This window comes from Gottfriedia sp. S16(2024), assembly GCF_050473765.1.
Taxonomy (GTDB): domain Bacteria; phylum Bacillota; class Bacilli; order Bacillales; family Bacillaceae_G; genus Gottfriedia.
On sequence record NZ_JBFLUO010000001.1, the window covers coordinates 5,047,274 to 5,062,673 of the forward strand.

A 15,400-nucleotide genomic window follows, 5' to 3' on the forward strand; every position below is an offset into this window, starting at 1 on the left:
ACTTATGTATATTTAAGCCTATGTTGGTTTTGATTTTTTTAATCAGATCTAACTATTTTGGTAAATTAATAATTAAGGGTACTTTTTCCTTCCTCCAACTATTAAAAAACTAGTCCTAATAATAATCTACTTCTTAGGACTAGTTTCCCTTTTATACTATTAATTTAAACTGTCAATAATGTCTTGTAATGTTTTTCCATTGTCAGTTGATTTCGGTTTGTTTTGATGAGCCACTGTTAGATTTTCCTTAAGAAAGTTTTGTTTAATGTAATTCATGTCAGTCAGATCAATCTTACCATCAAAGTTAATATCTCCTTTGCGATCATTTGTACCCCAATGCTCTTGTAGATAGATTGCGTCTAAAATATCGATAACATTGTCCTTATTTACGTCTCCAGCACTCGCTAACTTTTTATCGATAAATTTCTTTTCACCAATCTTGCCATCTAGACCTATATAGAATGACTTTTGTACTGTAAAATGTCCAGGTATATCTAGTACTAACATGAATGAGTCACCAGATGGTAATGAATCCACTTGAAAATTAGGAGTATCTAATACTTTTCCTACATACTCCATACCATTTTGATCAATAACCTTTACGGTAGCACCCATTTTAGAGTAATCAAACAGCTTTACAGGGCCAGTAGCCGCTACTTTATAGACTGCTTCTCCATTCATTGTACCTACTATTTGAGAACTCATAGCATTAATTTTAACTGATGGATCAACACGTCCACTAGACGTTTTGACATCTGATAAGCTTGTAAAATTAGCTTTTGATAAAGTTACTTTTGTATAATCGTTAAAATACTTATCATTTTTCACTGTAGCTGTCAGCTTCAGCATTGATATTACATTTTCGGGACTCCAAGATGTGTCTTTTGCTTGTAAGTTAACTTTGATTGTACCATTTTCATTTGTTACATTGGCATCAAAGCGATTTTTCATATTATCAACCAAAGCGATATTGTTGAAGGATAGAACATTCGGGTCATACTTGAACTCTAATTCTGCATTTTTAAATACCCCTTGATTCATCGCATTTACATCAAATGTGATTGTGTCACCTTGAAAAACTTCTTTATGATTAGCAATACTTGTTACGTAAGGAGCTCCTTTTTTGACAAAATAGTATTGCAATGAATTAGATTTATTGCCAATATAATCCATAGCATACATTTCAATTGGTAATACAGTTAAGCTGCTAGGTATATTATTTCTGACAAAAGTAAAATTCCCATCTGTATCAAGGGGTTGGGTCGTCGGATAATTCGTGTTGTATTTATAATAAAGTTTGTTACTTCCTTGGGTCATTTCAGAACCTGTCGCAATTAATTCTTTTATTCCTTGATCCATAACATTCCCTTTTATTTCGATTGGATTATTTGGATCCACTTCAATGATGCCATCAGCTAAATTTGTATTCATTTCAGGCTTTGAATTATCAACAGAAATCGGCTTTTCGATAATAAGTTGTTTTCCACTTTCTTCTGTAAATACAAATTTTACTTTATAAGTACCTGGTTTTATTTGTGTAGGTTCCATACCTACAGCCTGCTCATTTGTTATTCCAATAGGATAATAATCTCCATCGAAGAAATTTGTTAATTTAATATCCTGATTTTCAGGTATCCCTACACCATCATAATATCCGAGGTATCCGAAATCTTTAGATTTAGTATCTGCTATGAAAATGTCGATAGAGCGAATATGAGAATTCAATTTTAAAGTAGCTGATGCCATACTGTTGTAATTTAAATTACCATTGTTAATTGTTGAAATCCCTGAGCTCGTATTTAAATATTCAATCCCTTCTTTAACTTTACGAGCACCAAATGGCATTTTGTATGTTTCATCTGGATTTAAAACATTTGTAAATGTGATAATGCCTTCATACATACCATATTTGGCAGATGCAGGGAGCTCTATTGATGCTTCTATATTTTGTTTACTTTTTCCTTTTAAGGTTACAAAGGTCCTACTCGTTCTTAACTTTACACCGTTTGCTGTCGCATCAAGGGAATCTCTTACTGTTTGATAACTTACTTTAATTTCAAATATTTTTTCCTTATTCTTATTATTTTGGAGTATGACGTTTCTTTTATCCTGTACTGCTTCTCCATTTGAATATAGACTACCGAAGCTTAATGCTCCTGTTAAATCATCTACTTGTACTTCTTCATTGTTATAAATATTCGTTGTTTTATCTTGAACTTGGATTAATGTTTCCGAGTTTATTGCCTTAAGTGCATTGATTCGTCCCGCTCCAACTTCAAATACACTATAATTACCATTCATGTCATCAGCAGTATTCATTAATGTCGTTTTAATGTCAGCAGGGGTTGCTTTAGGATTTTCCTCAAGTAATAGTGCTGCTACTCCAGTTACTTCCGGTGTAGCCATTGAAGTTCCAGATAAAGGAGCATATCCATATTGATATAATCCATCATACTTGTCACCATATACATATGGTGGAATAGTAGACATAATGCTCATGCCCGGTGCCGTCACCTCTGGTTTAATATCATATGTCACTAATGCAGGGCCGCGCGAGCTAAAAAAGGACAGTGAATCTTCTGTGTAAAACACCTTTTTTTGAATTGTTGTAAATGTATACTTTGCTTTTTCATTTTTCAAGATTTCTTTAAATGCTTTTCCTTGCTCACCACTCAAAATATATGCATATGTATTTTCAATCGCTACAGGGACTTGGTCCGCAACGAATCCATTCGAAGTACTATACATAAATACAGCAGCAGCCCCATATTTTTTTGCCAATCTAACCTTATCCTGGAGCGATGTAATACCAGTTGAAACAAGGGCTATTTTTCCATTTACGTTTTTACTATTAAAATCGGATTCTAGTCCTTGACCGACATCAACGATATCAAAACTTTTTCCTTCTAATTTTCTTGGATCTTCTAAAAAGCCATTTGTAGCGTAATGAATCTCAGAATCTACTGCTGTACTATTACTTTTAAATGTTCCAACATAATTATAATCAGCAACTTCTGGATTACTAGAACCAACTGTTATTCCAAGTGCTGATGCGGCTGGTGTGCCAAGAGTGTACATTTCGCCACCATCATTTCCAGCTGCTAACACACATGTAACACCTGATAATACGGCATTATTAATCCCAATTGCTAAAGGAGAATACGGATCGTTATAATTTGCACCTAAAGATAAATTAATAACATCCATTTTATCTTTTACCGATTGCTCTATACCAGCTAAAATATCTTCAGTTGAACCCGTACTGTACGGGCCAAGAACACGATAGACGTAAAGATTCGCGTCTGGTGCAACACCTTCCATTGCATATGCTGATTTAGCTTTATTTTGGCCAGCAATTATACCTGAAACATGAGTTCCATGATATGTAACATAACCCGAAGAAGTCCCTCCCGGTTTGCCAGCTTTTATCCAATCATCAACTGTTGTTTCCATTGGATCATTATCATTATCGACAAAATCATATCCTCCTTTGAACGCTCGTTTCAAATCAGGATGATTATAATCAATTCCTGTATCAAGGACACCAATCTTGACATTTTTTCCGGTAATTCCTTTTTTATGTAGTTTGTCCACTCCCATTATTTCAAGAGGTGATTTTCCGCTATAAACAGCTGATTCCTTTTCTTTAAGAGGAGAAATTGGTTCAATCAACTGAACCTTTTTATTTTCATAAACACTCTTTACAACGCCAGATTGAAGCAGACTTTTAACCTGATTCGCTGGTAATGTTATTGAAACACCATTAAATGCTTCCTTGTATGTATCTCTAACTTTGTATTTAACCTTTAGTTTTGATAAGTCCTTTTTAAATTGATCATGTGAAGCTTCTAATTTTTTATTCGCATCTTCATGTGTTAGGGCCTTTCCTTTAAGCTGTTCTAGCAAAATAGCAGTATTTGCTGTTTGTTGCTTGAATTCAACAATTACCGAAATTTCTTTTGAACTGTTTAAGTCTTTCGCTGATGATATGTTTAGTTTCTGTTTAGTTGTTGAGGTCAAGTCTTGGAGTGCTTTTCTTTGCTCAGGAGATAATTTGTTTAGAAACCTATCAATCTTTAATGAACTTTCCGATTGAAGAATATTTCTACCAGTCTTCTTAACTAAACCTAAATCAGCTGCATTTACTGTCGGTGCTGTTATTAAAGATGTAGCTAAAGCTGTTAAACTTAAAAACTTCCAAACTTTTTTCACACTAAATCCCTCCTTAGATTATGTCCCCAAATTTTATTTCAACTTATACAATGTAGGTGCTCGAGGGCTGTTCGATTTGATTAATTGCATTAATATAGGACTCGTTTGATTAATTTTTTCTAGTCTTTTCTTATATGCCATGATCAGCCTTATCAACTCCTTGCTAGAATTAATTTTCTGAAAATTACAATTACATTATATTGACAATTGATACAATTTGTATTTTGAAAATAACTTTCAACCTACTAAATATTAATTGATATATTTCAACAAATAATTTTAAAAAAATAGATAAAACTAGTAATTTATTTTATTGGAAAACAAAAAACGTCACCTAATTAAAGGGACGCTAAAAAGATCAACTACATCTATATCCATCTCTGTTTTCAAATACTGAAACAGCATCTCTACTTAAAACAATATCAAGGATCTCCTTGATTAAAAAACAAGAATAATAGACTTCTGAAGCAGTCCAAGTTGTTCAATTCTTGATTCCCTTAGTTAAAGGGTAAATTTTATACTTAATCTACCAAATACTTATAGAATATTTTATCGACATGTACTACTGGAAATTTTCCAGGTAAATCTGTACGTTTTATACTCGTAAATCCATTTTTTTCATAAAATCTATGAGCAGCTAAAAATTGTGGTGTTGACCCGAGATAGATTGCTATAATTGAATTTTCTCATTGCCAATTAGCAAGAAAATAGTCTACCGAAATAGCCTGTTCAACAGACTCATTGAACTCATTTATTCTTGAATTCAAGAATAATGCATCTACCCGGCTCCACAATAAGGAGCATTCAATTAAACATAGAAAAATATAAAATAATATATTAATAGTACCAATATATAATAAAAAACTTATTGCAATTAAATGTAACATGATGGAATTTAACATCGCACAAAATCATTTTCCCAATGTAAAAAATCAGAAATAGGAATCATCATGGACTTATTGTAGTCTTTGAACTAACCAATAAAATGCCACCGCAAAAATAAGGCAAGACGTTGAGACCATCATTTTACGATACCATGGGAAACGTTGCATCAATAGCAATAAAGGAAGTAATAGGCACAGGATCATGAGTTGTCCTGCTTCCACACCTAAATTAAACGTCAGGAGTGAGCCAAGTTGATTACTCTTTGGAAGTCCAGTTTCAGCCAAGGCCCCGGCAAAGCCCATGCCATGAATCAGGCCAAATAAGGCCGTCAATAGCCATCGCCATTTCGCTTTTTGAATAAATATGTTTTCCACTGCTACATAACAGATTGTCAGGGCAATCAAGGATTCGACCCAGTAAGGGATGACGTGAATGCGACCGGTTGCCACCAAGAACAGTGTAACGCTGTGGGCGATAGTAAAAGCAGTAACAATTTTCAACGCATCCTTGAATTTAGTTGCGATTAATACTAAGGATAACAAAAACAGCAAATGATCATATCCTGTCAAAATGTGTTCGATTCCAAGCTTAAAGTATTTCCACAAAACATCGCCAATCTTAGCCTTTGGAAGGTCCATGGAAAGGTCCTTGGGAGTGTCTTTGGGAAGGTTAATCAGAATATCTTTATTAGTGCTATTAATCATATCCTGCTGAAAATAGTCCCCTGCATGGACCATGAGTACACTCGTATGAGTAGGTACATCGTCAAACACCAGATCGTAATGCAGATTAAATTGTTTGATTTCTTCATCGGCGATAAACCTCAGTTGAAATTCCATGCCTCTTACGACACCCTTTTGCGCCATATTCATCGAAACCAATTCCATCTTTAATGGCTTCGAATCAGCATCTAATCGAAGACCATTCTGTAAATAGGATTCAATTTTTTGCGAGGCCAGTTCATCGTTCACCAGATTATCCAAGTTAGTACCTAAATGTGGAAACAAGTCTTTTTGTTCAATAAAAAGGTCATACAGAATCTCGTTTCCTTCAATGTTTAAATCCGAATAACTCATATCTATGGAATGCGCAAGTGAAGTTGTGGTAGTCCCAAAAAATAATAAGAACATGATGATGAACATGGACAGAAATGAACGCATCTTCATAGCGGAACCTCTTTTCATGAAATGTTAGTATTACAAATTGAAATATTGTATATCCTGTTACGAACGTTCATTCTGCAACCTGATCATGTTGCTCGACTTATTTCAAGCTGTGATGCAGATTTAGTACGCCTTTGGTACTATTAAGCGTTTAAATCGATAAGGGGGAGAAAATTGATCTCCCCCCGTTTCATTACCGATCCATCCTAAATTTCGCTAATGCGATGAAACCTGCGTGTATACTTTTGGTTTCAAACACTTGAATTGCTCTACTTTTGTGATGGCTGCAGGCACTGTTATGCTCTTTAACGTCACGGTTGAACGACTTGGAATGTCTTGCGATCCACTACCGTATAACCGTCATTGAGCAAAAAGAGTACATCATAAGTGCCAGGAGCCAGTCCATTGTTTAAACTAACTTTTCCAGATCCAGAATTTAAATAACTCCATCGCAAAGATGCACCGGCACCTGGAGGAACATCTCCGGTTTTGTATATGCCGACCCAATCTTTCCCGTTTAACGCTGCCCCAGTATAGGATAGGGTAATAGCTTCCCCTTGGTTGTACTGGGATTTGTCTAGTGTTATTGGGCCTGTAGCCACTCCAACTGCTTGAACAGTTACGTTAATGCTTGTTGTCAATTGAACGCTGTTCGGGTTTTCAACTCCGGAAGGCAGGGTTACGGTCCCTGGCACCGAGAAGGTCTGCACCGTCTTGATAGCCGGATTGTAGTTAACGCCGCTTAAATCCCAAGTCACACTTGCGTCCACATTTCCTTTATCGGTTGCAAGAATTACTTCTGTGGGCAATCCAAGAGCTTCCGCTGTCTTGGCCGTTCCGTTGTTCGCAGATAACGATGCAGGCGCAGTGATGCTGTTTAAATTAACTCTTTGAGCCTCAATTTCAATGTCCTGCGACGAACGATTGTACATGGAATCGTCAGCGAATACCCTGAGTATATATGGAGTAGTCGGCGACAAATTTGTAAACTTATAATGCCTGTATTCATCGAACGGCTTGTCTAGTGGAAGCGAAAGGCTGTTAAACGATTTGTCCACTTTCCCCGTGAGCTTGTTGATAAGCTGAATATTATATTCCAAAACGCGCACATTGTCATTTGCTTGCTTTATTGTAAAAGCAAGTTCGTTGTTTTTGTAGGAATCGACCGTAATACCCTCTTCAAACTCCGGAGCTATGAGTTCTCTTATATCGCTCCTACTATAGGTAAAGGCCTCTTTACCTTCACCAACGATTTTTACAGAAGGTATGCCTACATATTCATCTGTACTTAAGTTATACTGTTTGATGATAATTTTTGAACCGTAAACCTCTAAGAAATTCACAATGCGAGGTGTAGTTTTATAGTTGATATACGAGCCTTCTAAATATCCACCGTAAGGACCATCATCAATATAGCTTGAATATGAACTCGCACCGCTGTCGAGAAACGTAGCAGAACCTTGATAGTGAGAACGTTCGTCGGTCGGGTCGTATTGCGTATGACCTGACATATATACCACCTGCGACAAGTCATTGTCGGCAATATATTTACCTACATTATTACTTGCTGCGCTGCTCCATCTCCCTGACCACACTGTTCCACTTATAGGGTAGTGAGAAGATACAAATATGGGTTTGGTTGGATCGTAATCCGCTTCTGTTTTAATTTGGTTGAGTAAATCTTTGGTTTTTCCCACTGTATTGTCATTGTTATAATTTCCGTCAAAACCTACAATATTATATCCTTTTACCTTTACCCTATAAGCACTGTTAAAGAAATTGTTATCGTATGAATTCGTTGAAGCGTTCCACGCGCCCGCCGAACCGACAGGTATAAATTTTTCGGCGCCGCCCATATCATGGTTGCCTCTTACCATATAAAGCTTCGTATTGTCAAACAGACCCTCACCTTTAAGTTTATTGTAAATGTCTGTCAGATTTTTCATCCACACATATTCATTGGCGTTGTTTCCACCGGTAACGTCGCCAGGAATAAAGAGTACGTCGGCTTGTGGGAATAGTCTCAGTTCAGTTCTGTAATCTTTTTCAATACGCGCGATTGTTGCGGGATTAGCACTTACTTCCGGATCGCTGTCCACAATCATATTTAAACCGGCAGGAGTTAATGTTTTATTGCTTTTTTGATAGATGAATATGGCGTTGTTTAGTTCACGTTCGTAATAATTGATGGTTTCCTGTGTATATAATTTTACTTTTTGAGTTGTTGCAACCTTATTTGCCGTATTCAAAACCTTCTTCAAATAATCAAAATCGGTTTGGCTGAAGCCGTTACCGAGACCGTCTGCAGTTATTTTATTTGCTTCTGATATTTTGTCGTTAAGTGCTTTCATATCTACTTTATTTACAGCGTAACTATTATAATTAGCTTGAACCATATCACTGCTAAATGCACCTTTCCAAATATTTAGATCAGCTATATCGAATGAATTACCTCCATTTTCGCCCGACCCGTCGCTACCTATATTTAATGGGTTCGATGTATCTAAGGTTCCAACCCCCAGAGAAGTTTCAGTCATTTTATAACCATCAATATACAACGATCCAAGCATTTTATCTCTGTCTACAACAAATGTCACGTAACGCCAATGGGAAGCATTAAACGTGTCACGCCCAAATTTTATTGATGAGGTCGGGAATCCTAAATTCATATTGACCGAATTGGCTGATGTATAAATCGCCCAGCCTTCGTTAGTGCTCTTAGTAAAATCCTTGTTTGATAATATTACCTGATTATTGTTAGTGTCACCCTTATACCAGAAGGATGTGGTAAAACTGTCATTACCAAAATTCAAGCTATGCGTCGTACCGACGTAATTACCGTCTCCGCTTTCTAGGTGCAGAGCTTTGGCCCCAGGTAATACACTGTCTACATAACTATAATTTCCTTTCCCTTCCAATTTCTCTTGATTTGCATCGTCCTTTAAATTATTGTCGAATTTCACCGATGAAATAAGGGGGTTGGCATTTAATACTGCATTTGTGGGCAATGAAGTTTTTCTGTCACCATTTGATGGTAAACCAACTACAACGCGCAATTTTTTACCAATATCATTTAACGTTACTGTGTAGCTTTTGGAAGTCCCACCCGATTTTACATTAACATATTGATCGCTTATACGTGATTCCTGTACTTGCCATTGAAATGTTAGATTTTTGCCCATTGAACCATGACCCATGATTACATTGGCAGTGATCGTTTGACCGTATACCGGCTGCATATTGTCGATTTTTACAAGTTTGGTACCCGATTCGTTTGCAAGTGCATTCGTGGTGGTTGATAACATAACGAATATCATCGTTAATACGAGAGAAATAGATAAAATTCTTTTCATTACAGAAAACCTCCAGGAATTCTAATTTTCTACGATTACTGCTAATTACTCTAAAGTAAAGACCAACTTTTCTAAGAAATTATTACTTTTAGCTTGAATATGAATATCACTTATAACAGGGAAAACTAAATCGGGTTTATTTCCATCCGAATGTATAGAGATCTATGGATACATATTAACGTCGGCCCGGCACATCGAATTTTGTTGTCCCTCCCCTGTTGGACAGTTTTTTTTGCTAAATTCGGAAGCATCGATCTTTTACAACTCTTGCTACAAGGTTTCCACCCAATCTAACAGATCAACTCACTGAACTTTTTCCTGACTATTAAGTGAATTCAATGTAGTAAAGCAGATTACAACAATTTATAAACTGTGAAAAATAGTTAAATATCAATAAAATATTGTTCCTCCTTTTCCTAAATGAACTTAACTTTCCTTACGACTTCTTCTCCTAGTGAATTCAGCCACGCTTTAGAATTTTGATTTATTTTTTCAGTGAGAAGGTGAAAAATATCACACGGACAATTATATAATCACTATGTAAATTGAACATTAATTCTAAATTATCAATTATTAACACAACCATTTGTGTTAAGTAATCCGTAATGATAAAGACTTTTAACCAAATGCTTTCCTCAGGAAGTAAATCAAATAAGAAGAACCAAAGTCCTAAAAACTGTATACCCTTCATTCCTCTATCCTTTGGCCAGAATTGATCTTCAACGTCTAAATAAATACGAAAAAGTTCAAGAAAAACTACGTTCTTGAACTTAAGTAGTTGAATTTGAAATCATGTCTGTTAGCTATATTTTTCGGTGTCCTATCGATCTTAGATTCTTCTAGATTTAAAAAATTGTTATATAACTAGTAAAATTAGCCATTAATTATACACCTTAATTATTGACCATATGTAAAGTAAACTTAATTTTTATGTCTACCAATAAATACTATTAAGATATTTTTAATAATTCATAATGATTTTTTAATGTATGCATCTAGTTAAAGGACCTGCATACACAATGAATCGATTGATATTTCTATACAAAAAAGAGCCCCAAGTAAAAGCCATTTTCCTCGGGACTCTTTATTTTTAATTAGTTTTTCATTTATGCTTCCACAACATCCGTTTGCTGATAGACTTCACTTTCGAATTCTCCGGTAGCCTTACTTGTTAGGATACCGGATGTCATTGCTCCACTAACGTTTAGAGCTGTACGGCCCATGTCAATTAGCGGTTCAACTGAGATTAGTAGTCCAACGATTGCGATTGGAAGATTCATAACTGATAGTACGATAAGAGCTGCAAAAGTTGCTCCTCCACCGACACCAGCTACACCAAATGAACTGATTGCTACGATTAAAATTAGAGAGATAATAAATGATGCACTTGTTGGATCAACACCAGCTGCTGGAGCTACCATTACAGCTAACATTGCTGGGTAGATACCTGCGCATCCATTTTGACCGATTGAAAGACCAAACGAACCAGCGAAGTTTGCAATTCCTTCTGAAACACCGAAATCTTTTGTTTGTGTTTTGATTGTCATTGGTAAAGTTCCAGCACTTGTACGTGAAGTAAATGCAAATGATAAAGTTGGTAATGCTTTTTTCACATATCTTACTGGGCTTAGTTTTGCAAATGATAATAATAATAAATGCACGATAAACATTGCGATTAAAGCCACATAAGATGCTATTACAAACTTACCTAATTTTACGATTGCATCATAATCACTTGTTGCTGCTACTTTTGTAATGATTGCTAAGATTCCGTAAGGTGTTAAACGAAGAATTAACGATACGACTCTCATCGTTACTGTATAAAGTGTATCAATTATTTTTGCAAAAAACTCTGCAGTTTCAGGCTCTTTACGTTTTATACCAAGGTAGGCAATTCCCACAATTGCTGCAAAAATTACAACTGCAATTGTTGAAGTTGCACGTGCACCAGTTAAATCTAAAAATGGATTACTTGGAATTAATTCAAGGATTTGTTTTGGAATTGTCATAGCTTCGACACTTGGAACACGTCCTTGTAATTCTGTAATTCTAGCAGTCTCTGCAGCACCTGCTGATATTTTGATTCCATCAAGTCCAAATCCTAAAGCGGATCCAATTCCAATAGCTGCTGAAATTGCTGTTGTGCCCAGTAGAATCCCAATAACAAGGACACTAATTTTACCGATATTTTTAGTTAACTTTAATTTTGTAAACGCTCCGACAATTGAAACGAATACTAGTGGCATAACAATCATTTGTAATAGTTTTACATAACCACTACCAACAATGCTAAACCAGTCAATTGATCCGACTGTTACTTCATGTTCAGTTCCATAGATTAAATGAATAATATAACCAAAAATAATACCTAAACCTAAACCTGCGAATACACGTTTTGAAAAAGATACATGCTTTTTTTGCATAAAATACAAGCCATACATAAGTACTAATAAGATAACAACATTTACGCAGATAAGAAATGTATTCATTTTTCTCCCCCTTTTCTTTTAATAATATAATTTACGAAAATATTAATACAAGTATTCCTATAAATCAAGTAGGAATTATTATATTTTTGTAAAATTCCTACTTTTTTATCATTAAGATACAATTTATCTGGAAATCTATTACTACTTAATTAATAACGCTTCACCATATTGATCAAATGCATGCTTAAAATCAAAAGCAGTAGGAGTTGGTCCATTTTGAATGTAATAGTCATATCGTTTAAAGGCCTCTTCCCACGAAACATCACTTTGCTTCTCAGTCCACCACACAATATATGAAAAGTGCTTCTCTTTATAAGGTTCCATCCATTTACTTCGATCTTTCAACGCTTGCTTATGGTGTCCCGAGTAAGTAAAACGATATAAGGATTCAAGATTCCTCCATACCGTTAGTGTAAGTACAGGAAAACCGTCCCCCTTACTAACTTTTTCAGGGAGAGAGATTCCATCAGATGAAAACGCATCAATCATGTGCCCTGATTTTGTAGCCTGATGAAATACATCATTTCCTACAGAAAAAAATTGACGAGAGGCAGAGTCGTCATATGGGTGTTTTAGCCTACCAACTGTATAGATTGCAACAAAAGCCATAAATAGTCCTCCATAGACAGGTTTTATTAAATTTATATTCAAGTAAGCTTTTATTTCATAACTAATTCTTTTTTTCAATATTTTTATATTTTGTAGAGAATTGGATAAAGGTAGATCGTCAAAAAAAAAATGACTGCAATCCATAATAAAACACAAAAAACCACAAGGAATAATTACCTTGTAGATCTTCTTTTATTTCGTTCTTTTAAGACTCCTCAGTTATTTACTCAATATTTGTAAATATTTTTGTTCATGGTCTAATTTTATGTCTAAGTTTCCAGTAAATCATTAGGCACTTTCCATACCCTTTCGCTACACCTAGTCCTATTGCAGTTATAGCAACATCTAAGATTTCGTGTATTCCTTCTGTAATTTTATTTCTTGCACATTGATACATTGCATGTGAGAAACGGAATTTCAAATGCATTTCCTGTCTAAATGGCTCCTTACTTTTAGCCAATAATTTTTCAAAAAACAAAACATACAAAAACGACTGCCCTCTCAAAAGGACAGCCGTTTTACATTCAATCTGAATCTCTTTTTATACTTAACTTATTAATTGATAAACTTTGAAAATGACCCAAATAAAAATCACTAGCCAAATCAGCAAAATTAATGATCCGACTATCCAATTTTTAGGTTTACCATTTTTCATCATTTCTTCTGCTTTCATTTCACAGTCTACTATTACATTGTCTGGTATCAGCTTTAAAGAAATATAAATACCTATTGGAATGAGAATTACATCGTCTAAATAGCCTAAAATTGGAATAAAATCAGGGATTAAATCAATCGGACTAAAAGCATATGCTACTACACAAACTATGAATACTTTTGCATACCACGGAACACGTTCATCCTTGCAAGCAAAATAAAGTGTGAAGATTTGGCGCTTTAATTTCTTCGCCCATATTTTTAGTTTTTTAAGCATTTTCTCTCCTATAAATTAGCGTTTATTTTGAATAATTATATCAAAAATTATTTATCAAAATTGTAAAAAGTCGGAAAATCTACTCTTAAATTAAAACAAATGCTTTACTACTAAATCTTGGGCAAAAATATAAACAAGCCATCCTAAAATTCCAAGCCCGATTGAACTAATTAAGTGCATTGAATGCTGAAGAGCCAATCCAATAATTAACAGCATCACGACCGTACCCGGGATTCCTAATACGACTCCATAAGCAAACTTACTTAATGTTTGCACTTGTTCGCCTTGAACATTGAGCCATATTAGACTTAATAAACTAACAATAGGTAATGCCGCAATCAATCCACCCTGTGAAGGGAATCGACGTGCAATTTCGGTTATAACCCCGATTATAATTGCTGAAGTAAATATTTTAATAATCGCGTACATTTTGAGCCCTCTCTTTCATTAAATTAAAGGCTTCTAAAATCGTTTCTCTTTCCTGTTCGGTCATCTGTTCAAAAAGAAGCTGTTGAAGTTTTTCTTCATTTAAACTTGAATTTTGTAACAAAACTTCTTTCCCTAAATCAGTAAGCATTAGGATTACTTTTCGTTGATCAATCTCACCACGAGTTTTATATACATATTCTTTTTCTAGTAAACGTTTAACATGTTCTGATGCTGTATTGTGAGAGACTTTAATTCCTTCAGCAATGTCCTTTATCCCAACTTCATCTTCTTTATCGATAATTTGTAAAATCCTCACGCTTTGGTGAGTAATATTTTCTTTATGCTTATATCGTAAAAGATAGTAAATATCTGTCCATAATTGGTTCAATTGTTTAATTTCTTTATCCATATTGATTCTCCTTGTGTCGTATAATACGATTATATCTTATAATACGATATATGAAAACTATCTGGTTAAGGAAAGTCATGAAAAAACGATAGACTGCAAATAAAATCTGAGAATGGCAATTAAAATTGTTCAATCATTACTACTTTTAAATGGAAAACTAGCAAATATGCTCTCATTCTTTTCATATCGAATAAAAATTGATATTAATCTAATAATATTTTTTAAAAAATTTTAACTTATCAATTGAAATACCTCCCACTATGTATATCAACCTAGTTCAGAACTTTATAAAAATGTTCACAAATAAAAAAAGGGCGTCCCTGTGTCAGTTAACCTGACTTTTTGGACAGCCCCTTTTAATATAAAATGATTCTTAAATAGAAATTGGTGGCAATGTATTCCCTGTTTCAAGTAAGCTTTTTAAGTTACTTAAAATTGCTGGCCAGCCATTGTTTAATCCTTCAAACGTATCATCACGATCTACTAAGTCAGTAGGTTCAAGATTTTCATGTTTCAACTTTAATCTAACTGTTGACTCTAATTCTTTCAACACAAATGTAACGATTGATGGTTCTTTACGGTTCGTCGGATCATTTGTATGATTCCACGTGAAAGAAAGTAAACGAAATGGCTCACATTTTAAAATGGTTCCATAATCTGTAACTTCATCATTTCGTAAGTAAGAAACCGTTGAACCTACTTGCCAATCTGATTTAATTGCAGTCCCGAAAAAGTATTTTTCAGTATATCGAGAGTCCGTTAAAGCTTCCCATAGTTTTTCGGGTGTAGTTGCGATGTATGAAACATAAACAAATTGTGGTTTATTCATTGTTATAATCCTCCTCAAGTCCATTTTTTTTATACACGCGTTACTTTTGTACACGACTACTAATTCAGAAGCGTTATATTCTATTTTACAT

At 34.7% G+C, this 15,400-nt stretch carries 11 protein-coding genes and 1 pseudogene; all 12 read right to left on the bottom strand.

The window, feature by feature from the left end:
- Window positions 1-159: 159 nt before the first annotated feature.
- The 12 genes and pseudogenes from AB1282_RS24375 to AB1282_RS24430 all read right to left on the bottom strand — a co-directional run bounded on the left by AB1282_RS24375 (window position 160) and on the right by AB1282_RS24430 (window position 15,309).
- Window positions 160-4,212, bottom strand: coding sequence for a S8 family serine peptidase (locus AB1282_RS24375; RefSeq protein WP_429900863.1), 4,053 nt, complete (start codon window positions 4,210-4,212; stop codon window positions 160-162).
- 521 nt (window positions 4,213-4,733) lie between these two features.
- A pseudogene (locus tag AB1282_RS24380) lies at window positions 4,734-4,880 on the bottom strand (GNAT family N-acetyltransferase); the annotation flags it as partial.
- Window positions 4,881-5,168: 288 nt separating this feature from the next.
- The gene (locus AB1282_RS24385; RefSeq protein WP_429900865.1) at window positions 5,169-6,263 is read right to left on the bottom strand and encodes a HupE/UreJ family protein; all 1,095 of its coding nucleotides are present in this window, start codon (window positions 6,261-6,263) and stop codon (window positions 5,169-5,171) included.
- A gap of 308 nt (window positions 6,264-6,571) precedes the next feature.
- Window positions 6,572-9,613, bottom strand: coding sequence for a LamG-like jellyroll fold domain-containing protein (locus AB1282_RS24390; RefSeq protein ID WP_429900867.1), 3,042 nt, complete (start codon window positions 9,611-9,613; stop codon window positions 6,572-6,574).
- A gap of 484 nt (window positions 9,614-10,097) precedes the next feature.
- Window positions 10,098-10,304 (bottom strand): hypothetical protein, encoded by a 207-nt coding sequence (locus AB1282_RS24395; RefSeq protein ID WP_056473036.1) that lies wholly within the window; start codon window positions 10,302-10,304, stop codon window positions 10,098-10,100.
- A 415-nt stretch (window positions 10,305-10,719) separates the two neighbouring features.
- Window positions 10,720-12,102 carry an L-cystine transporter gene (locus tag AB1282_RS24400; RefSeq protein ID WP_429900869.1) on the bottom strand — a complete coding sequence of 461 codons (1,383 nt, stop codon included), beginning with the start codon at window positions 12,100-12,102 and terminating at the stop codon, window positions 10,720-10,722.
- 141 nt (window positions 12,103-12,243) lie between these two features.
- The gene (locus tag AB1282_RS24405; RefSeq protein WP_429900871.1) at window positions 12,244-12,711 is read right to left on the bottom strand and encodes a DUF3291 domain-containing protein; all 468 of its coding nucleotides are present in this window, start codon (window positions 12,709-12,711) and stop codon (window positions 12,244-12,246) included.
- Between the two features lie 250 nt (window positions 12,712-12,961).
- A complete protein-coding gene (locus AB1282_RS24410) occupies window positions 12,962-13,198 on the bottom strand; it encodes a hypothetical protein (protein WP_429900873.1) in 237 nt (78 codons plus the stop codon).
- A gap of 60 nt (window positions 13,199-13,258) precedes the next feature.
- Window positions 13,259-13,642 carry a YkvA family protein gene (locus tag AB1282_RS24415; RefSeq protein ID WP_429900875.1) on the bottom strand — a complete coding sequence of 128 codons (384 nt, stop codon included), beginning with the start codon at window positions 13,640-13,642 and terminating at the stop codon, window positions 13,259-13,261.
- Between the two features lie 90 nt (window positions 13,643-13,732).
- The gene (locus AB1282_RS24420) at window positions 13,733-14,071 is read right to left on the bottom strand and encodes a DUF3147 family protein (RefSeq protein ID WP_056473024.1); all 339 of its coding nucleotides are present in this window, start codon (window positions 14,069-14,071) and stop codon (window positions 13,733-13,735) included.
- Complete coding sequence (locus AB1282_RS24425) at window positions 14,055-14,480, bottom strand: MarR family winged helix-turn-helix transcriptional regulator (RefSeq protein WP_429900877.1); 426 nt, start codon at window positions 14,478-14,480, stop codon at window positions 14,055-14,057. The genes AB1282_RS24420 and AB1282_RS24425 overlap by 17 nt, the downstream gene beginning before the upstream one ends.
- Window positions 14,481-14,853: 373 nt before the next feature.
- The gene (locus tag AB1282_RS24430; RefSeq protein ID WP_429900879.1) at window positions 14,854-15,309 is read right to left on the bottom strand and encodes an SRPBCC family protein; all 456 of its coding nucleotides are present in this window, start codon (window positions 15,307-15,309) and stop codon (window positions 14,854-14,856) included.
- Between the last annotated feature and the right edge of the window lie 91 nt (window positions 15,310-15,400).

What these genes read in the sequence shown, in the direction of transcription:
- AB1282_RS24385 (WP_429900865.1), bottom strand. Translation starts at nt 6,263, where the DNA reads ATGAAGATGCGTTCATTTCTGTCCATGTTCATCATCATGTTCTTATTA.
- AB1282_RS24390 (WP_429900867.1), bottom strand. Translation starts at nt 9,613, where the DNA reads ATGAAAAGAATTTTATCTATTTCTCTCGTATTAACGATGATATTCGTT.
- AB1282_RS24395 (WP_056473036.1), bottom strand. Translation starts at nt 10,304, where the DNA reads ATGAAGGGTATACAGTTTTTAGGACTTTGGTTCTTCTTATTTGATTTA.
- AB1282_RS24400 (WP_429900869.1), bottom strand. Translation starts at nt 12,102, where the DNA reads ATGAATACATTTCTTATCTGCGTAAATGTTGTTATCTTATTAGTACTT.
- AB1282_RS24405 (WP_429900871.1), bottom strand. Translation starts at nt 12,711, where the DNA reads ATGGCTTTTGTTGCAATCTATACAGTTGGTAGGCTAAAACACCCATAT.
- AB1282_RS24415 (WP_429900875.1), bottom strand. Translation starts at nt 13,642, where the DNA reads ATGCTTAAAAAACTAAAAATATGGGCGAAGAAATTAAAGCGCCAAATC.
- AB1282_RS24420 (WP_056473024.1), bottom strand. Translation starts at nt 14,071, where the DNA reads ATGTACGCGATTATTAAAATATTTACTTCAGCAATTATAATCGGGGTT.
- AB1282_RS24425 (WP_429900877.1), bottom strand. Translation starts at nt 14,480, where the DNA reads ATGGATAAAGAAATTAAACAATTGAACCAATTATGGACAGATATTTAC.
- AB1282_RS24430 (WP_429900879.1), bottom strand. Translation starts at nt 15,309, where the DNA reads ATGAATAAACCACAATTTGTTTATGTTTCATACATCGCAACTACACCC.